Annotated in this window: 20 protein-coding genes; 5 read left to right on the forward strand and 15 right to left on the reverse strand. The window is 72.6% G+C overall.

Going from position 1 to position 18,527, the window contains the following annotated elements:
* Positions 1-22: 22 nt before the first annotated feature.
* The 4 genes from HD601_RS02885 to ychF form a co-directional block, all read right to left on the reverse strand.
* Positions 23-361 (reverse strand): hypothetical protein, encoded by a 339-nt coding sequence (locus tag HD601_RS02885; protein ID WP_184819158.1) that lies wholly within the window; start codon positions 359-361, stop codon positions 23-25.
* The gene (locus HD601_RS02890; RefSeq protein WP_184819160.1) at positions 358-900 is read right to left on the reverse strand and encodes a hypothetical protein; all 543 of its coding nucleotides are present in this window, start codon (positions 898-900) and stop codon (positions 358-360) included. The genes HD601_RS02885 and HD601_RS02890 overlap by 4 nt, the downstream gene beginning before the upstream one ends.
* Positions 897-1,250, reverse strand: a complete 354-nt coding sequence (locus tag HD601_RS02895) for a hypothetical protein (protein ID WP_184819162.1) — start codon at positions 1,248-1,250, stop codon at positions 897-899. Before HD601_RS02895 ends, HD601_RS02890 begins: the two co-directional genes overlap by 4 nt.
* A 90-nt stretch (positions 1,251-1,340) precedes the next feature.
* A complete protein-coding gene (gene ychF / locus HD601_RS02900) occupies positions 1,341-2,423 on the reverse strand; it encodes a redox-regulated ATPase YchF (protein ID WP_184819164.1) in 1,083 nt (360 codons plus the stop codon).
* Between the two features lie 130 nt (positions 2,424-2,553).
* Here ychF and HD601_RS02905 point away from each other — a divergent pair, with 130 nt between their 5' ends.
* A complete protein-coding gene (locus HD601_RS02905; protein ID WP_184819166.1) occupies positions 2,554-4,032 on the forward strand; it encodes a DNA recombination protein RmuC in 1,479 nt (492 codons plus the stop codon).
* Between the two features lie 242 nt (positions 4,033-4,274).
* Here HD601_RS02905 and HD601_RS36210 read toward each other — a convergent pair whose 3' ends face one another.
* Positions 4,275-6,983: a glycosyl hydrolase family 18 protein gene (locus tag HD601_RS36210; RefSeq protein ID WP_221440491.1), complete on the reverse strand. Its 2,709-nt coding sequence runs from the start codon at positions 6,981-6,983 to the stop codon at positions 4,275-4,277.
* A 303-nt stretch (positions 6,984-7,286) separates the two neighbouring features.
* Between HD601_RS36210 and HD601_RS02915 the strand changes: the two genes are divergently transcribed.
* A complete protein-coding gene (locus HD601_RS02915) occupies positions 7,287-7,736 on the forward strand; it encodes a DUF1707 SHOCT-like domain-containing protein (RefSeq protein WP_184819168.1) in 450 nt (149 codons plus the stop codon).
* Here HD601_RS02915 and HD601_RS02920 read toward each other — a convergent pair whose 3' ends face one another.
* The gene (locus tag HD601_RS02920; protein ID WP_184819170.1) at positions 7,737-8,714 is read right to left on the reverse strand and encodes a 4-hydroxy-3-methylbut-2-enyl diphosphate reductase; all 978 of its coding nucleotides are present in this window, start codon (positions 8,712-8,714) and stop codon (positions 7,737-7,739) included.
* Between the two features lie 44 nt (positions 8,715-8,758).
* Between HD601_RS02920 and xseA the strand changes: the two genes are divergently transcribed.
* A complete protein-coding gene (gene xseA / locus HD601_RS02925; protein ID WP_184819172.1) occupies positions 8,759-9,964 on the forward strand; it encodes an exodeoxyribonuclease VII large subunit in 1,206 nt (401 codons plus the stop codon).
* 11 nt (positions 9,965-9,975) lie between these two features.
* The gene (locus tag HD601_RS02930) at positions 9,976-10,191 is read left to right on the forward strand and encodes an exodeoxyribonuclease VII small subunit (protein ID WP_184819174.1); all 216 of its coding nucleotides are present in this window, start codon (positions 9,976-9,978) and stop codon (positions 10,189-10,191) included.
* Between the two features lies 1 nt (position 10,192).
* Here the strand turns inward: HD601_RS02930 and HD601_RS02935 are convergent, their stop codons facing one another.
* Genes HD601_RS02935 through HD601_RS34535 form a run of 6 tightly spaced genes read right to left on the reverse strand, consistent with a single transcriptional unit; the run spans position 10,193 to position 14,708 of the window.
* On the reverse strand, positions 10,193-11,026 hold the full coding sequence (locus HD601_RS02935; protein ID WP_184819176.1) for a class I SAM-dependent methyltransferase: 834 nt from the start codon (positions 11,024-11,026) through the stop codon (positions 10,193-10,195).
* A 48-nt stretch (positions 11,027-11,074) separates the two neighbouring features.
* The gene (locus tag HD601_RS02940) at positions 11,075-11,605 is read right to left on the reverse strand and encodes a DUF4245 family protein (protein WP_184819178.1); all 531 of its coding nucleotides are present in this window, start codon (positions 11,603-11,605) and stop codon (positions 11,075-11,077) included.
* 13 nt (positions 11,606-11,618) lie between these two features.
* On the reverse strand, positions 11,619-12,671 hold the full coding sequence (locus HD601_RS02945; RefSeq protein ID WP_184819180.1) for a sulfate/molybdate ABC transporter ATP-binding protein: 1,053 nt from the start codon (positions 12,669-12,671) through the stop codon (positions 11,619-11,621).
* The gene (locus HD601_RS02950; RefSeq protein ID WP_221440493.1) at positions 12,668-13,474 is read right to left on the reverse strand and encodes an ABC transporter permease; all 807 of its coding nucleotides are present in this window, start codon (positions 13,472-13,474) and stop codon (positions 12,668-12,670) included. Before HD601_RS02950 ends, HD601_RS02945 begins: the two co-directional genes overlap by 4 nt.
* On the reverse strand, positions 13,471-14,295 hold the full coding sequence (gene modA, locus HD601_RS02955) for a molybdate ABC transporter substrate-binding protein (RefSeq protein ID WP_221440494.1): 825 nt from the start codon (positions 14,293-14,295) through the stop codon (positions 13,471-13,473). Before modA ends, HD601_RS02950 begins: the two co-directional genes overlap by 4 nt.
* Positions 14,292-14,708, reverse strand: coding sequence for a TOBE domain-containing protein (locus HD601_RS34535; protein ID WP_425503370.1), 417 nt, complete (start codon positions 14,706-14,708; stop codon positions 14,292-14,294). Before HD601_RS34535 ends, modA begins: the two co-directional genes overlap by 4 nt.
* Positions 14,709-14,992: 284 nt before the next feature.
* On the opposite strand from HD601_RS34535, the gene HD601_RS02965 reads away from it, so the two are divergent.
* Positions 14,993-16,516, forward strand: coding sequence for a DUF222 domain-containing protein (locus HD601_RS02965; protein WP_184819184.1), 1,524 nt, complete (start codon positions 14,993-14,995; stop codon positions 16,514-16,516).
* Positions 16,517-16,677: 161 nt separating this feature from the next.
* Here the strand turns inward: HD601_RS02965 and HD601_RS02970 are convergent, their stop codons facing one another.
* The 3 genes from HD601_RS02970 to HD601_RS02980 are packed head-to-tail and all read right to left on the reverse strand — an operon-like array spanning position 16,678 to position 18,474.
* Positions 16,678-17,052 carry a hypothetical protein gene (locus HD601_RS02970; protein ID WP_184819186.1) on the reverse strand — a complete coding sequence of 125 codons (375 nt, stop codon included), beginning with the start codon at positions 17,050-17,052 and terminating at the stop codon, positions 16,678-16,680.
* A gap of 52 nt (positions 17,053-17,104) precedes the next feature.
* Positions 17,105-17,833, reverse strand: a complete 729-nt coding sequence (locus tag HD601_RS32945; protein WP_221440496.1) for a DUF1707 SHOCT-like domain-containing protein — start codon at positions 17,831-17,833, stop codon at positions 17,105-17,107.
* Positions 17,833-18,474, reverse strand: coding sequence for a DUF1707 domain-containing protein (locus HD601_RS02980; RefSeq protein WP_221440497.1), 642 nt, complete (start codon positions 18,472-18,474; stop codon positions 17,833-17,835). The genes HD601_RS32945 and HD601_RS02980 overlap by 1 nt, the downstream gene beginning before the upstream one ends.
* Positions 18,475-18,527: the final 53 nt, after the last annotated feature.

The raw sequence follows: 18,527 nt of genomic DNA on the forward strand, positions 1-18,527 counted from the left end.
AAGCGGGACCTGCTCGGGGCCGTCATGACGCCACCCCGTCCACACCGAGGGCGGCCATCGCGTACATCAGGCTCGACGCGGCCTCCAGCACCTCGGCGACCTCGCGGATGTCCGTCGGGTCGTTGGCGTTGGCCTCGATGTCGGACTCGAACAACAGGGCCTCGCCGAGGGTCCGCTGCCCGTCCGTCTCGACGCTCTCGAACAGGTCGAGCTGCGCCAGGACCGAGCCGTCGTCAGCGCGGCGGATCCACTGGTGCCACCGAGACCGCGACCCGTCCAGGTCGACGTCCCAGGGCGTGACCTCCGACGCCCACCACAGCGGCGCCTGCGCGCCAGGGACGCGTTTCGGCAGCCTGGTCACCGGAGATCACCTCCGATGACGTCGAGCACGTCAGCAGCAGCCCGCAGCGACGCCGCATAGCCGGAGAGGTCGCCGCGCCGCTCCAGCCGGTCGTTGCCCTCGCCGGGGTCGAGCTCGACGTCCTGGACGCGCCTGGTGCCGTCGGCGTCGATGACCTCCAGCAGCTCGACCGAGACGCGGCCGTCGGTCCAGCGGTGCACCCGCGCGAACGAACCGTCCGCGTCGTCGTGATCCCACTTACTGGTCCAGTTCGCCCACCCCGGCACCGCACCGCCCTCCGGCGTCTGGCGGTCGAACAGGCCGACCGCCAGCGCCGCGCGACGCACAGCATCGACGATGCCCTCGTCGCTCGTCTCGTCGGGCACGTGCAACTCGACGTCGTCAGGGTCGGTGCTGTCCGGTGCATAGATCAGCACCACGTCGCCGGACTCGAAGACGTACCTGATGCGCGGGTCCTTACCGAGGGTCATCTCCCAGTCGCTGCGCGGGATGTGGTGGTGCACGAGCACCTCGTCGAGGTGGATCAGACGGCAAGTCATCGTCCGGCCTCCCGCCGCTCAGCTGCGATGCCGTCGGCGCGGCCGAGCCAGTAGGCGTTTCCGATGTGCGGCTCGTCGTCGACCGCGGTCGCCGCCTCACGGGCGGCGCGACGCTCGGCGGCAGCGCGAAGCGCAGCCCAGCGGGCACGGTCGGCCTTCAACTGCTCACGCCCGGCGGCCAGGGCCTTCTCAAACTCGGCCGGGTCGGTACCGCGGAACCAGCCGGCCAGGTGGGCGTACATGTCTGCCCGCTCGCCCTCGGTCATGCCGTCAGACCAGTGCGGCTCCCGCATCGGCAGCAACGGCTCGACATCGATGGTGGGCGGGCTGGTGTGGGACAGTTTGGACACGGTCGCCTCCTGCGTAGGCGGTCGAGGGACCGTCCGGAGATGCGACCTCCTGGCGGTCCCGCTGTGTCGGAACCGCCAGTGCCCTACGTGCTACTTAGACGTTGGACTGAAGCGGAACTCGACGACGTCGCCGTCGGCCATGATGTAGTCCTTGCCCTCCATGCGGACCAGGCCCTTCGAGCGTGCCTCCGTCATCGAGCCGGTCGAGACCAGGTCGTCGAAGGAGACGACCTCGGCCTTGATGAAGCCCTTCTGGAAGTCGGTGTGGATGACGCCCGCCGCCTCGGGGGCCGTGGCGCCCTTGCGGATGGTCCAGGCGCGCGCCTCTTTGGGGCCAGCGGTGAGGTAGGTCTGCAGGCCCAGCGTGTCGAAGCCGACCCGGGCGAGCATGTCGAGACCGGACTCCTCCTGACCCATGGACTGCAGCAGCTCGAGCGCCTCGGCCTCGTCGAGCTCGGACAGCTCGGCCTCGATCTGGGCGTCGAGGAAGATGGCTTCGGCCGGGGCGACCAGGGCGCGCAGCTCGGCCTTCAGCGCATCGTCACCGAGCTCCTCGTCGTCCATGTTGAAGACGTAGAGGAAGGGCTTGGCGGTGAGCAGGTGCAGCTCGCGCAGCAGCTCGAGGTCGAGGCCGGCGGCGAAGACGGTCTGCCCGCCGTCGAGGACCGCCTTGGCCTGCTCGACGGCGTCGACGGTCGCCTGCTTGTCCTTGGCCATCCGCGCCTCCTTGACCAGGCGCGGCAGGGCGTTCTCGATGGTCTGGAGGTCGGCGAGGATGAGCTCGGTGTTGATGGTCTCGATGTCGGCCTTGGGCTCGACCCGGCCGTCGACGTGGACGACGTCGGGGTCGTTGAAGACGCGGATGACCTGGCAGATGGCGTCGGCCTCGCGAATGTTGGCGAGGAACTTGTTGCCCAGCCCCTGGCCTTCGGAGGCGCCCTTCACGATGCCGGCGATGTCGACGAAGCTGACGGTGGCGGGAACGAGCCGCGCGGAGTCGAAGATCTCGGCCAGCTTGCCCAGCCGCGCATCGGGCACGCCGACGACGCCGACGTTCGGCTCGATGGTGGCGAACGGATAGTTCGCGGCCAGCACGTCGTTCTTCGTCAGGGCGTTGAACAGCGTGGACTTGCCGACGTTGGGCAGGCCGACGATGCCGATGGTGAGACTCACGAGTGCCAAGGGTACGTGCCCCGGACCCACCACACGAAGTGGATCTCCGAAACGGACGAAACACCTGATCCGGGCCCGTTCTCGCCGTGCCTCCCCGACTTTGTCGGAGGTCCCCGGCAAAGTAATCCCCATGACCGTCCCCGGCCTCCTCATCGCCCTCGTCGCCCTGGTGCTGGGCGGCGCCGTCGGCGCGCTCGTCGTCCGCGTCCGCACGGCCGCCGCCACCGCCACCGTCGTCGCCGAGCGCGACGCGGCGCGGACCGAGCTCGACACCGTCCGGCGCGAGAAGCACGACCTGGTCGCCGAGCGCGAGGTCGACCGCGAGCGCATGCTCGACGCCCAGGCCGAGCAGACCCGGCTCGAGACCGAACTCGCGCACGCCCGCACCAGCGGCGAGGAGAAGCTGGCCCTACTGCGGGCTGAGCAGGAGCGGCTGACGCAGGAGTTCCAGCGGCTCTCCGCCGACGCGCTGCGGCAGAACCGCGCCGAGTTCCTCGAGCTGGCGACGGAACAGTTCAAGGGCTCCGAAGAGCGGGTCAAGACCGAGCTCGAGCACCGCCGCCAGGCGGTCGAGGCCATGGTCAAGCCGCTGAACGACCAGCTCGAGAAGGTCACCACGCACGCCCACCAGCTCGAGAAGGCCCGGGCGACGGCCTACGGCGAGCTGCGCACCCAGCTCGAGACCATGGGCAAGAGCTCCGAGCAGCTGCGCCTCGAGACCCAGCAACTGGTGACGGCGCTGCGGGCGCCCCAGGTGCGCGGCCGCTGGGGCGAGCTGCAGCTGCGCCGGGTCGTCGAGGCCGCCGGCATGGTCGAGCACGTCGACTTCTCCGAGCAGACGACCGCCGACACCAGCGACGGCAAGCTCCGGCCCGACCTCGTGGTCAGCCTCGCCGGCGGCAAGAAGGTCGTCGTCGACGCGAAGGTGGCGTTCAACGGCTACCTCGAGGCCATGGAGGCCCGCGACGAGGCCACCCGCGACAAGCGGCTGGCCGCGCACGCCCGGCACCTCAAGACCCACATCGACTCGCTGGCCGCCAAGCAGTACTGGGAGCAGTTCACGCCCACGCCCGAGTTCGTGGTCATGTTCGTGCCGTCCGACGTGTTCCTCAACGCCGCCATGGAGCGCGACCCCACGCTGTTCGAGCACGCCTTCGAGCGCAACGTCGTCATCGCGACGCCGTCCACGCTGGTCGCGCTGCTGCGCACGGTCGGCTACACCTGGCGGCAGGAGGCGCTGGCGCAGAACGCGCAAGAGGTGCTCACGCTCGGCCGCGAGCTGCACTCCCGGCTCGCCACCATGGGCGGCCACCTCGCCCGGCTCGGCCGCCAGCTCGACGGCGCGGTCAAGGCCTACAACGACGGCGTCAGCTCGCTCGAGAGCCGGGTCCTGGTCAGCGCCCGCAAGATGGCCGACCTCAAGGTGGTCGACGAGGAGATCGAGGCACCGCCGCAGGTCGAGCGGGCCGCCCGCCAGCTCCAGGCGCCCGAGATGGTCGACGACGCCCTCATCGCCCTCGAGGACATCCAGGTCGATCCCCGGTTCGGCCTCGGTCCCGCCACCGGCAAAGGGTCCCGGTCGCGACGGCGCAGCGGCACCGACGGCTGAGCCGCCCGGCCGCCCGCGCGACGACGGGTGAGCGCGGCCGGCGGGTGAGCGCGGCGGGCTGGAGCACGGCCGTCGGCTGCGTGTGGCCGGCGGGGCGAAATGTCCGTTGGATGGCCGAAGAACTCCAAGATCGACTTCAGTCGAGGGCTACTCGGTCGGCGTGCGACGGGGCGAGTGCGGCGATGGGTGAGCGTCCACCGGCGCCAGAGCACCAGCGGACGCTCACCCATCCCCTGACCGGGTCAGCCGGTGCCGAGATAGGCACCCAGGGTGTTGGCGAACTGGTACCCATTGGTGGCGTCCCAGTTGACCGACCAGGTCATCGCCCCGCCGATCGGTCCCCACGGATCCGACGGGACGAAGCCGCCGCACCGCGTGGCCGTCGCCAGGCAGTCGAGCGCGGCCGTCACGTTCGACGGCGACTGGTAGCCGCCGCCCGCGGCCTGCGACGTCGCCGGCAGGCCGAGGCCGACCTGGTGCGGCGCCAGTCCGGCCTGCAGCTGGATGCACGCCAGCGCGGTCAGGAAGTCGACCGTGCCCTGGGCGTACACCTGCTGGTTGCAGCCCAGCATCGTGCCGGAGTCGTAGTACTGCATGTTGACGATGGTCAGGATGTCGCGGATCGCCAGCGCCAGCTTGTAGTACTCGAACGTCGGCGCCTGGAAGTCGATCGTCTGCGGCGCCATCGTGATGATGAGGTCGGAGCCGGCCAGGTTCCGCAGCTGGCGCAGCGCCTGCTCCATGTACGTCGCGTTGATCCCGTGCTCCAGGTCGATGTCGACGCCGTCGAAGCCGTACTCCTGCATCAGGGCGTAGGTGCTCTGCGCGAAGTTCGCCGCCTCGGTGGCGTTGGTGACGTTGACGTTGCCGTTCTGGCCGCCGACGGAGATGACGACGGTGCCACCGGCGGCCTGGCGCGCGGCGACGTCGGCCTTGAACTGGGCGACGGTGTAGCCGCCGAGCCCGCCGGAGTCGAGGGTGAAGGTGATCCCGCCCGCTGTGCCCGGCTGGTTGTCGGCGAACGCGATGGCCAGCAGGTTGTACGCCGCCGGCACCTGCGAGACCCGCAGCACCGTCGATCCGTTGTTGAAGTTGTGCCAGTAGCCGGTCAGCCAGCGGTGGCCGGGCGGGTCGCCCGGATCGCCGGGATCGCCGCCGTCCTCAGTGCCGGTCTCCGAACCCGCGTCGGTGCCGTCGTCGGAGCCGGAATCGGAGCCGGAGTCGGCGCCCGTGTCGGAGCCGGACTCTGTGCCGCCGGCACACGGGCCGTCGTCGCGCCAGGGTCCCCACTCGCTGGGCGCGGGGGTGTCGCCCTGGGTCCAGTGCCGCGCCGTCCAGTGGTGCCCGTTGTACGACACCCGGTCGCCGCCGACGTAGACGGTGGTCCGCTCCCAGGCCGGCGCCGAGCAGGCCTGCGGCTCCCCGTCGTCGCCACCGGAGACATCGCCGCCAGAGACATCCCCGCCCGACACGTCACCGCCGGACACGTCACCGCCGCCGGGATCGCCCGGGCCGCCCGTGGCCAGCCGCGACCCCATGAGCCCGACCAGCTCGTTCTGGTGGTCGCCGGCCAGGTCCCACCACATCGCGCCGCCGAGGCCGCCGGCCGTGATGTAGTCGGCCTTCTTGTCCACCAGCCACGGATCGTCGAAGGACCAGAACTCCGTGCCGTCGTACGACCACGAGGCCAGGACCTCCTCGTCGTGGAAGATCTGGCCGCCGCGCAGGTTCCGGTAGCGGTCGGTGCCGGGCTCCTCGGCGAACTCCCCCGGCGCCGCGCCCGTCGCCGACTGCCACGCACCGTCGCTGCCGCCGTCCGTGACCCCGGTCCAGCCACGGCCGTACAGCGGGATGCCGACGGTGAGCTGCGACGGCGGCACCCCGCGGTCGACGTAGTAGCTCATGGCCGCGTCGACGCTGAACCGCTGCGCCTCCTCGAGCGGGTTCGCCGGGTCGTCGAAGGTGTTGGCCTGGTGTCCGGAGAGGTCCGGCCGCCAGGTGCCGTGCAGGTCGTAACCCTGCACATTGCCGAAGTCGAGCGAGTCGAAGATCTGCGTGACGTCCCAGCCGGCGTCGATGAGGACGGGGTTCGCCGGCAGGAAGGCGCTCAGCTCGTACGACGACCCCGTCTGCGCGCCGTACGCGTCGAGCTGGCGGCGGAACTCCGCGAGCAGCGCGGTGAAGTTCTCCTTGTCGTTCTCCGACCAGTGGTTGCCGGGATGCTGGAGCTCCTCCGGCACGCCGGGCCATTCCCAGTCGATGTCGAACCCGTCGAACACGCCGGCGCCGGACCCGGGACCGCCGCGCCCGTCGATCACCGGCAGGTTGCCGCGCAGGAACAGGTCGATGCAGGACGAGACGAACCGCTGCCGCGACTCCGGCGTGGCGGCAGCTCGCGAGAAGTGCCGCGACCAGGTCCAGCCCCCGATCGAGACCATCGCCTTGAGGTGCGGGTACTTCGCCTTGACCTCCCGGATCTGGTTGAAGTTCCCGGCCAGCGGCTGATCCCAGGTGTCGCCGACACCGTCGACGGACTCGGCGGCGGTGAAGCCGCGGCCGAAGTCGGCCCAGGCGTCGCCGGCGTAGTCGCCCTCGGCCGGGGAGTCCTTCGGCCCATTCGGCCGGTTCGCGGAGAAACAGGTCAGTGTGTCCGGGTGGATGTTGGCGAAGGCGTAGTTGATGTGGGTGAGGTCGCCCGCCGCACCGGTGAGGTCGAGATCCTGCACCAGGTAGTCGCGGGCGTAGATGCCCCACTGGGTGAAGTAGCCGACGTTGCGGTAGCCGTTCTCGGCGGTGGCCGTCGCTCGGACGGACGCGGCCTCCGCCGCCGTCGTCGCGGCCGGGTCGTCCTCAGGGGCCGACGCCGGGACGGCGAACGCCGCCGCGACGCTCGTGACCAGCAGACCTGCGGCGGCGCCGTACGCCACCGCGGTACGCCATCGAGTCTTCATGGGCTGACTCCTCGCGTGATGAAAGTCCGTGACGGGGCTCGGATCGCGTGGATCCGATCGCGGGTACGCATCACCTCCACGAGGGCGCACGCAGGCTCGCGCGCAGGTTGACAGGGGGTGTGACTAACGGGCCAAATAGGCTCGAATCGAATTGGAAAGAAAGTTAGCAGAAGCGTTCAGGTCTGCCAAGGGGGTCGTGACCGGTTGTCAGCACCACGTCATGCGCACGCCGTCGCCAGCGGATGGGAGCAGGGCCGCGCTGGTCGTATCCTTGCTGCGGGCACGCCGACGGGAGGGGATGGGATGAACGATCTGCCCGCGCGACGCCCTGAGCAGCGCGCCGCCGACACCGACCGCGACCTCGTCGCCGAGGATCTGCGCGACGCGTTCGCCGAGGGGCGGCTCGACAACGACGAGTACGAGCGCCGCATGCAGGCGGTCTGGTCGGCCCGCACCTACGGCGAGCTCGACCGCCTCACCGCCGACCTCCCGCAGCCGCTGCAGCGCGAGCGCCGTCAGGCCGAGGAGCAGGAGCAGCAGGCGGTCGCCGAGCGCAAGAAGCGCGAACTGCGCGAGTACCTCGACGAGTGGCAGACGTGGCTGGGCGCGTCCGTCATCATGCTCGCCATCTGGGGCATCAGCAGCATCGCGTCGGGCGAGCTGCAGAACTTCTGGCCCCTCTGGCCCATCGGCATCTGGGGCGCGATCCTGCTGGTCTCCGGAATCGGCAAGCGCGGCGACGGCAAGAGCTGACTACTCCGGCGCCGACGCCCCAGCCTTGAGATCACGCCGCAGCTCGCGCGGCAGTGAGAAGATCAGCGACTCCTCGGTGGTGCGGTGCTCCTCGACGGTGGGGAACCCGCGCTCCCCCAGCCACGCGACGACGCCGTCGACCAGGTCCTCGGGCACCGAGGCACCGCTGGTCAGGCCCACGGTCGACACACCCGACAGCCAGGCCTCGTCGATCTCGGACGCGTTGTCGATGCGGTACGCGGCGTCGGCGCCGGCGTCGAGCGCGACCTCGACCAGCCGCACCGAGTTGGAGGAGTTGGCCGACCCGACCACCAGCACCAGCTCGGACTCGCGGGCGATCTCCTTGACGGCGACCTGGCGGTTCTGGGTGGCGTAGCAGATGTCGTCGCTGGGAGGGCTGATGAGCGCCGGGAACTTCTCGCGCAGCCGGTTCACCGTCTCGTACGTCTCGTCGACCGAGAGCGTGGTCTGCGACAGCCACACGACGCGGGACGGGTCGCGGACCTGCACCTTGTCGACGTCGGCCGGGCTCTCGACGAGCTGGATGTGCTCGGGTGCCTCGCCGGCGGTGCCCTCGACCTCTTCGTGCCCGTTGTGGCCGATGAGCACGATGTCGAGGTCGTCCTTGGCGAAGCGGCGGGCCTCGTTGTGCACCTTGGTGACCAGCGGGCAGGTGGCGTCGATGGTGCGCAGCCCGCGCTCGCCGGCCTCGGCGTGCACCATGGGCGACACGCCGTGCGCGGAGAACACGACCAGCGCGCCCTCGGGCACCTCGGACAGCTCTTCGACGAAGATGGCGCCGCGCTGCTCGAGCGTCTCGACCACGTGCTTGTTGTGCACGATCTGCTTGCGCACGTAGACCGGCGGGCCGTAGTGGTCCAGCGCCTTCTCGACGGTGACCACGGCGCGGTCGACGCCCGCGCAGTAGCCCCGCGGGGCGGCCAGGAGCACTCGTCCCGAATCAGTCATGTCTCCCATGGTAGGTGCCGACGACGTCGGTCCCAGCGGGTACGGTGCCCATCGTGGCCCTCGACACATCGCCGGAGAAGCCCGCGCCGGTCCGCGTCATCTCGCAGCTGATCGGCCAGTGGGTGGCCCGGCTCGGCCCGGTCTGGGTCGAGGGGCAGGTGGCGCAGTACTCCCGCCGTCCGGGCACGTCGACGGCGTTCCTCACGCTGCGCGACCCGCACGCCGAGGTGTCGCTGACGGTGACCTGCCCGGTCGCCCTGCTCGACACGCTCGAGGTGCCGCTGGCCGACGGCGCCCGTGTGGTCGTGCACGCCAAGCCGTCCTGGTACTTCACCCGCGGCACGCTCTCGCTGGCCGCCGACGAGCTGCGCACCGTCGGGCTCGGCGACCTGCTGGCCCGGGTCGAGCGACTGCGGAAGATCCTGGCCACCGAGGGGGTCTTCGCCGACTCGCGCAAGCGCCCGTTGCCGTTCCTGCCCCGGGTCGTCGGGCTGATCTGCGGCCGCGACTCCAAGGCCGAGCACGACGTCCTCGAGAACGCCCGCCGCCGCTGGCCCGGCGTGCGGTTCCGGGTCGAGCCCGTCGCGGTACAGGGGCTGAACGCCGTCAGCCAGGTCATGGACGCGCTGCGGGTGCTCGACCGCGACCCCGAGGTCGACGTCGTCATCATCGCCCGCGGCGGCGGGTCGGTCGAGGACCTGCTGCCGTTCTCCGACGAGGCCCTCATCCGGGCGGTCGCCGCGGCGACGACGCCGGTGGTCAGCGCCATCGGGCACGAGGCCGACTCCCCCCTGCTCGACCTCGTGGCCGACGCGCGCGCGTCCACGCCCACCGACGCCGCGAAGCGCGTGGTCCCCGACGTCGCCGAAGAGGCCGACCGCGTGGCCCGGGCCCGCGAGCGCATCCGCTCCGCCGTCCGGCACCGGCTCGACCGCGAGCGGCACGGCCTCGCGTCGCTGCGGTCCCGCCCCGCGCTGGCCGATCCGCACCACGGCCTGCGCCTCCGCGCGCAAGAGGTCGACGCGCTGGTGCAGCGGGCCCGGCGCACCGTGCGGCACCTGCTCGAGCGCGCCGCCGTCGACGTCGACCACACGCGGGCGCGCATCCGGGCGCTCTCGCCCGCCGCGACGCTCGAGCGCGGGTACGCCGTCGTGCAGAAGGACGACGGCACCGTCGTGCGCGAGCCCGCCGACGTCACGGCCGGCGACCACGTGCGCATCCTGGTGTCCGGCGGCGAGATCTCCGCGACCATCCGGTAGGTTGGCTGCCCATGCAGGCCGCCGAACCCACCTACGAAGAGGCCCGCGACGAGCTGATCCAGATCGTCGCGAAGCTCGAGGCCGGCGGCAGCACGCTCGAGGAGTCGCTGGCCCTCTGGCAGCGCGGCGAAGAGCTCGCGGCGCTGTGCGAGAAGTACCTCGACGGCGCGCGCGAGAAGCTCGACGCCGCGGGCCGGGCCGAGCCCGACTCCGGCGCGGCCGGCTGAGTCAGGTCTTCCGCCCCAGCACCACCAGGTACTCCAGCGCCCAGACGATGCCGCCGTCGCGCGCCGCCGTGGCCTGCTCGAAGTAGGTCCCCAGGTCGTCGTGCAGCGCCGGCCAGCGGCCCTGCGGCTCCAGCAGCCGCCGCGCGGCGACGATCGGGCCGAAGCGCGTCGCGTAGAACTCGACCACGTCAGGCACCGAGCCGAACCGCAGGTCGACGACGTCGTGCTCGAACTCCGGCGTCACCCCGGTGCCGTCGAACAGCCGCCGGACGTGGTCCGGGTCGCCCCACAGCGGTGGCGGCGAGGCGTACGGCGGCAGCGGCGGCACGTGCCGGCCGATGACGGAGAAGAAGCCGCCGGCCCGGCCGTCGGGGCGCCAGTTGCACAGGCCCAGCCGCCCGCCGGGACGCAGCACCCGGGCCAGCTCGCGCGCCGTGACCTCGTGGCGCGGCGCGAACATGCAGCCGAACGTCGACAGCACCACGTCCTGCGACGCGTCCGCGATCGGCAGGTCCTCGGCGTCGCCCTCGCGCCAGTCGACGCTGACCCCGGCGGCCGCCGCGTCGTCGCGCCCGGCGGCGAACAGCTCCGGCGTCAGGTCGACCCCGACGACCCGCGCTCCGGCGACGGCGGCCGGGATGGCCGCGTTGCCGGTGCCGCAGGCGACGTCGAGCACGTCGTCGCCCGGCCCCACGCCGACACTGCGGACGATCCGCCGGCCCACGTCGCCGAGCTTCACCGCGACCGCCGCGTAGTCGCCGGCCGCCCACATGGCCCGCTGCCGTTCCTTGAGCTGGTCGACGGGGGTCGCGGCGGGGTCGTCGGGCGCGCTCATGGCAGCCTCCCAGGTCGGGACGCGCCCCACGATGCCGCGCCGCGCCGGTCAGCGCAACAGCGTCACGAACTCCTCGAGGGCCTCGTACGTGACGGTGCCGCGGACGATGGTGATGGCGCCGCCGTCGACCCGGACCAGGGCGCGGTCAGGGGCGTCGTCGTCCTCGAGCAGGCGCTCCCAGGTGACACCGTCGACGGTGCTCTCGCCGTCGGGCACGAAGTCGGCGAGGCGGTCGTCGCGGTAGCTCTCGATCTCGCCGTCGGACTGCTCGATGCCGACGAACTGCTCGCCGTCGATGAGGAAGCCGAGGCGCCAGCGGTCGCCGCTGCTGTCCTGGGAGACGTCGACGCTGGTGGCGCGCCAGCCGTCGGGCACCGGTTCGGGCGCCAGCACGGGGTAGTCGTACTCGCCGCGGATGGTCTGAAGCGCCTGCTCGTAGTCGACGGGCGGAGGCAGCCGCGGCTCGGGGTCGTTGAGCAGGTTGAACACGATGGCGATCGCGGCGATGACGCCGGCCAGCACGCCGACGCTGCGCAGGATGTCGCCCAGCGACGGGTTGCCGCGAGTCGAGGTGGCCACGGACAGCATGGTGTCACGCCGGGTACACGCTGATCTCGCTGGCCTTGACCGACGCCCACACCTCCCCGCCCGGCTCCAGGCCCAGGTCGGCGACGGCGAGCGGGGTCACGTCGGCGAGCACGGGCACCGGGCCGTCGGTCGTCACGCGGACGAGGTCGCCGTGCGCCTCGAGGTCGGCGATGACCAGCGGCCAGGCGTTGCGGGCCGATCCCTCGGGCCGGCGCGGGCTGAGGGTGACGGCGACCGGCGCGAACGCGATGTGCACCGGGCCGGTCGCCTCGTGGGCCAGCGCGACGACGGCGCCCGACGGCAGCTCCGCGGTGCGGCCCGACGCCACGCCTGTGAGCAGGTTCAGCCCGACCAGCCGGGCGACGTAGTCGGTGCGCGGCCGGCGGGCGACCTCGGCCGGCGGCCCGTGCTGCACGACGCGGCCGCGCTCCAGCACGACGACGCGGTCGCCGAGCACCATGGCCTCGAGCGGGTCGTGGGTGACGACGAGCGTGCAGCCCCCGTAGCCCGCGAGGTGCCGGCGCAGCTCCGCCCGGACCGCCGGGCGGGTGCCCGCGTCGAGCGCGGCCAGCGGCTCGTCGAGCAGCAACAGCCGCGGCTCGACGATCAGCGCTCTGGCCAGCGCGACCCGCTGACCCTGCCCCCCGGAGAGCTGGCCCGGACGCCGTCGTTCGTACCCGTCCAGGCCCATGCGGCTGAGCCAGCCGCGCGCCTCGGCCCGGGCCTTCTCGCGGGGGACGCCGCGGGCCCGCAGCCCGAACGCGACGTTCTCGAGCACGCTCATCTTCGGGAACAGCAGGTAGTCCTGGACGACCATGCCGACGCGGCGGTCGCGCGGGCGCACGTGCACGCCCTGGGCGGCGTCGTCGAGCGTCACCCCGTCGAGCTCCACGCGCCCGCCGTCGGGCACCAGCGTCCCGGCCAGCAGCTGCAGCGTCGTCGACTTGCCGGCGCCGTTCGGGCCGAGCAGCGCGACCACCTCACCGGCGCCGACGGCGAGCCCGATGCGCAGCTCGAGGTCGCCGCGGGTCAGCGCGAGGTCGGCGTAGAGGCTCATGCGGCACCGATCCAGCGGTCGCGCAGCCCGACGAGGATGGTCACCGACACCGCGATCATCAGCAGGCTGAGCACGATGGCGACGTCGCTGTTGCCGGAGTTGATGGCGACGTAGGCCTCCAACGGCAGCGTGCGGGTGGTCCCGGGGAAGCTGCCGGCGAACGTGACCGTGGCGCCGAACTCGCCGAGCGCCCGCGCCCAGCAGAGCACCGCGCCGGCCAGCACGCCGGGCGCGACCCCGGGCAGCGTGACCCGGCGGAACGTCGTCCACGAACTGGCGCCGAGCGTGGCGGCGACGTCCTCGTAGCGGCGGTCGGCCGTGCGCAGCGCCCCCTCGACGGCGACGATGAGGAACGGCATCGCGACGAAGACCTGCGCCAGCACGACCGCCTCGGTGGTGAACGGCAGGCTGATCCCGAACGTGTCGTAGAGCCAGCCGCCGACCAGCCCGCGCCGGCCGAAGACCATGAGCAGCGCGACGCCGCCCACCACCGGCGGCAGCACCAGCGGCACCGTCACCAGACCGCGCAGGACCGACCGTCCGGGCAGGTCCGTGCGGGCCAGCAGCCAGGCGACCGGCACGCCGCACACCAGCGCGACCCCCGTCGACACCGTCGCCGTGACCAGCGACAACCGCAGCGCCGTCAGGACCTCGTCGGATCCGAGGATCGACGGGAGGTCGCCCCATGGCGCGCGCACGATCAGGCCCACCATGGGCAGGACCAGGATCGCGACGCCGAGCGCCGCGGGGATCAGCAGCCCCGCCGGGACCCGCAGGTCCTGACTGCGACGGGTGCGGCTCACGGCTCCAGGAAACCAGCCTCGGTGAGGATGCCCCGGCCCGGCTCGCCGGTGATGGCGTCGAGCACGGCCCGGGCGCCCTCGGCGTTCGCTGCCTCGGAGAGCACCGCGACCGGGTAGTCGTTGACGACGGCGTCCGCTTCCGGGACGTCGACGGTCTCGACGGCGTCACCCTCGGCCGCGGCGTCGGTCAGGTAGATCAGCGCCGCGTCGGCCTCACCGAGCGCGACCAGCGACGCCGCCTCCTTGACGTCCGTGGTCAGGGTGTCCGGAGCCGCCGTCACCCCGGCCGCGTCGAGGAGGCGCTGGGCCGCGCCGCCGCAGGGGACCTGAGGTTCGCAGATCGCGATGCGCAGGTCCGGGTTGGCGAGGTCGGCCAGCCCGGTCACGTTGCCGGGGTTGCCGGCCGGCACCGCCAGCGCGAGGGTGTTGCGGGCGAAGATCTCCGGCTCGCCGTCGACCACCCCGCCCGCGACCGCCTGGTCCATGGTCTTGGTGTCCGCGGTGGCCAGCACGTCCGCCGGGGCGCCGGCCAGGACCTGCTCGACCAGCCCGGAGGACGGGCCGAAGGAGTACACGATCTCCAGCTCCGGGTAGGTGTCCTGCAGCTGGTCGGCGAGGGTCTCGAACGACTCCGTCAACGACGCCGCCGCCAGGACGGTGACCGTGCCGCTGGGCGCCTCCTCGGCAGCGGGGGTCTCGCTGGTGGCCGCGTCCTCGGACGGCGCCGCACTGCTGTCGCCGTCGTCGCCCCCGCAGGCGGTGAGCAGAGCGGCCACGGTGACGGCGAGAGCGATCGCGCCCAGGCGCGGGCGCCGGCTCACGCCCGACCCGCCGGCAGGTCGACGACGACAGTGGTCGCCTTGACCGACGCGATGGCGGCGACGCCGACCTCGAGCCCGAGCTCGTCGGCGGCCTCGCGGCTCATCAGCGACACGACGCGGTGCGGACCTGCCTGGATCTCCACCTGAGCCATCACTCCGTCCTTCTTCACCGAGATGACGATGCCGGGAAAGTGGTTGCGCGCCGACTCGCGCGGCGTGGGAAGAGCGGACTCGTCGGGCACGTTCTCGCGCGCCACCCGCGCCAGCTCCGCCCCGTCGACCACCATGCGCCCGGCGTCGTCGCGGTCGAGCCGCAGCCGCCCGCCGTCGGCCCACCGTCGCAACGAGTCGTCGCTCACCCCCAAGAGGCGAGCCGCATCAGATATCCGAAACTGCGGCACAAAGGACAGCATAGACCCGCAGATGCGGCTGCGTCATCTCGGGATTGCCTCAGATGACGCCGCTCGGGTGACCCGGCTCGGGTTGCGGGTCGGACGGGTGTTCGATAAGATCATTTCGTTGGATCAGCCGTCACCGGGAGCGGCAGCAGTGGGTTCCCGGGCCTCGAAGCAGGACATCACGCCAGGTGTTCTCACCTCGTCCACGGTCGCACCCGTCATCGGGTTTCGCGGTCGTCCACCCCAGCCCCTCGATCGGGCTCAAGGCGGTGGCAGGCGCTCGTGGACGGAGGACTGCTGTGACTGCTGATCTGGTTGAACTCGTCGAAGGCCTGGCGGGGCTGGCGCCAGGCCCGGACCTGGCCGCCGCGCTCGCGGCGGTGGATCTCGCGGGGTTGCCCGCCGGTGGGCTGGTCGCGGTCGCGCAGGCCCGGCAACGCCAACTCGCCCACGACGAGGCCGCCCTGCTGCGCGTGTTCGCCGAACTGGCCGCCCGCCCGCAGTACCAGGCCTGCACCGCCCCGGACGACCTCGCCCCCGGGCATGCACACCGCCCGGTCCAGGCCGCCGGCGACGAGGTGTCCCTGGCGCTGCGCTGGACCCCGGGCCGCGCCACCAGCCGGGTCGCGCTCGCTCTCGAACTCCTCGAAGACCTCCCCGACACCCTCACCGCGCTCGACACCGGCCTCATCGACGCCGACCAGGCACGCCTCATCGCCGAACGCACCCGCTGCCTCCCCTCACCGGCGCTGCGCCGCCGGGTCGAGCAGGTCGTACTGCCGGTTGCCGCGGCGCGGACCCGGTGGGTGCTCGACCAGACCCTGCGCCGCGAGGTCATCACCGCCGACCCCGCCGCCGCCGAGGAACGCCGCGCCACGGCCGCCCTCCAGCGCCGGGTCGGGCGCCCCGAACCCGCCAGCCCGGGCGGCGACGACGCCATGGCCACCATCACCCTCTACGGCCCGGCCGAAGACCTCACCGCGCTCTGGGTCGCCGCCGACGCCGCCGCCCGCCACACCCGCACCACCGGCGACCCCCGCACCCTGGATCAGCTGCGCTTCGACCTACTCACCGGGCTGGCCTGGACCGCCCTCGAGACCGGCCACCTCGGCTGCTGCAACCCCACCTGCACCAACCCCGGCACCGCCGCCAGCCCTGCCACCGCCAGCCCGCCCACCGCCAGCCCGCCCGACGCCGGCAACGAGGCACCCTCACACGCCGAGGTCGCCCACGCGGCGGGGCCGGTGGTCCTCGGGCAGCGCCGGGGCCGGGCCGCGACCGTGCACATCACCGTCCCGATCACCGCACTGGCCGGCGCCGACGATGCACCGGGCGAGCTCGACGGATACGGCCCCATCCCCGCCACCACCGCCCGCCGCATCGCCGCCGACGCCACCCTGCGGCGGCTGCTCACCGACCCCGCCGACGGGCTCCTCCTCGAATACGGCCGCACCACCTACACCCCACCCGCCGACCTCGCCGCCCACGTCGTCACCCGCGACCGCACCTGCCGCTTGCCCACCTGCCACCGCCCCGCCACCGAAGCCGAGATCGACCACATCCGCCCCTACGCCCACGGCGGCACCACCGACCCCGACAACACCTGGGCGCTGCACGGCGGGCACCACAAGGCCAAGACCTGGCACGGCTACCGCATCGTCACCGACACCACCGGCACCACCTGGTGGATCACCCCCGCCGGACTCCGCTACCGCGTCGAACCCGAGACCATCGGCACCGTACTCACCACCCGACCCCCGGCACCCGCCACCCCGGCCGCCAAGCCTCCGCCGACGCCGAACGAGGAGGTGGCGCCGTTCTGAACCCCGCCGCGCCGCACCACCCGACCGCGCCCAAGGCCTCGGCACCCTCGCAGGGCACCCGCTGCGCTACCCAAGGCATCCCGAACCCCGGCACCCACACCCCACACCGAATGAGGAGGCGGTGCGGCAATGACGAGTGAGCCACCGCCGACGACGAATCTTCAGCGGCGGCGGGAGGCGCGACGGCGCAGGAGCAGGGCCGCGACGAGGACGAGGCCGAGCCAGCCGAAGCCGGCCCAGATGATGCCCGACGGGCCCCAGCCGAAGGCGGAGTCGTCGCGGTCGTCGGAGTCGCTCGCGGCGGCGCCGGCCGCGAGCGGGTCGGCCGCGAACGGGTCGGCCGCGAACGGGTCGGCCGCGAACGGGTCGGCCGCGAACGGGTCGGAGGCGGAGGCGGACCGGGCGGAGACCGTGATGTTCGACGCGGCGGCGGGGCGCCAGGGTTCGGCGGCGGCGGGGGCGCCCGCGCCCACCGCCAGGGCGGCCACCAGGACCACGCCCACGAGGAGGCGCCGCACCACGCGAACGGGACTCACCGAGAAACGATCGTCCACGACGGTGAACCCCCCGGGTCGTGCAGGCCTCTGGTCAGTGGCCGAAAGGCAAACGGCGCTTGTCGCGGGGCGGCCGGACGGTGACCTCGCCCAGCAGCACGAAACCGCGCACGTGGTAGACGGGGCCGCCCGGCGTGACCGGCTCGCGCAGCTTCATCTTCCGCTCGCCGAGGACGTTGGTGCCCTCGTCGAGGCGGACCTCGATGCCCTCGGGCACGATCAGGGTGAGGCTGCCCAGCACGATGGCCGTCTGGATCTCGACCTCGGGGGTACGCACGACCGCCTCGGAGAAGTCGAGCACCACCTCGCCCAGCACGGCGGTGATGTCCATGCGGGCCGGGACCTCCCAGCGGCCCTGGCGCTTCTCGTTGCTGAGCACGCTGGTGATGCGTTCGGAGCGGCGCACGGGTCCGCCCGACGGCGGCAGCGGCGGCTGGACGCCGGCCCCGGCCACGGCACCAGCGGGACCGGCCGGCCGGCCCTGCTGCCAGTTGGCGACGGCGTTGCCGCCCGGCAGCGGGTACGGACCTTGAGGAAGATCGCGGGTGATGGGCTGCAGCTCGCCGTACGTGCGGGCCTTGAATGTCGCCTCGAGCCGCTCCTCGAGCTCGGTGAGCGTGAGCCGGCCGTCGCCCGCGGCCTGGCGCAGGGCCTCGGCGACCCGCTCGCGATCGACGTCGGAGCAGCGCAGGTCGGCGGCGCTGTGGACGGCGGGGAACTCGGGGTCGGGTGCCGGCTTGGGCTGGTCGGGCACCTGGCTCATCAGTGGCCCACCGGCTTGCGTTGCACGTTGACGCCGCCGAAGACCGCCTTGCCGGTGACCCGGACCAGCGGCGCGCCGGGATCGGGGCGCCCGGCGCCGCTGGTGTCGTCGTTGAACGCGCCGAAGACGCCGTCGCCGTCGACCTGGACACGGATGTCGGGCGGGACGACGATGTTGACGCCGCCGAAGACGGCCTTGATGTTGATCTCGACCTCGGCGGCCTCGAGCGAGGCCTCGCGCAGGTCGAGGTCGGCGCCGCCGAGCACCGCCTTGATGCTGTAGTGCTGCGGAACCACCCAGTCGCCGCGGCGCTGGATGCCGCTGAACACGACCTTGGCGCTGCGCGCCGACGCGACGCCGCCCACCCGGGCCGACGGCGAGGTCGAGGACGACGGGGCCGCCGCGGCACTGGCACGGCGCACGATGGCGGCCGACGGCGGCAGCGGAAGGTCGCCGGGGAGGTCGCGGACCACGGGCTCGAAGTCGGCGTACGTCTTGGCGGCGTACAGCGCCTCGATGCGCTCCTCGAGCTCGGACAGGCTCAGCCGGCCGTCCGAGGCGGCCTGCCGCAGGACGTCGGCGACCTGCTCGCGGTCGGCATCGGAGGCCCGCATCGCCCGCTGGTCACGTGTCTCGTCCACAACAGATGACCTTAGCAATGACCCGGCCGTCCGGGCGGAGGAGAAATCCCGGA

It is taken from the genome of Jiangella mangrovi (assembly GCF_014204975.1).
GTDB classification, from domain to species: Bacteria; Actinomycetota; Actinomycetes; order Jiangellales; family Jiangellaceae; genus Jiangella; species Jiangella mangrovi.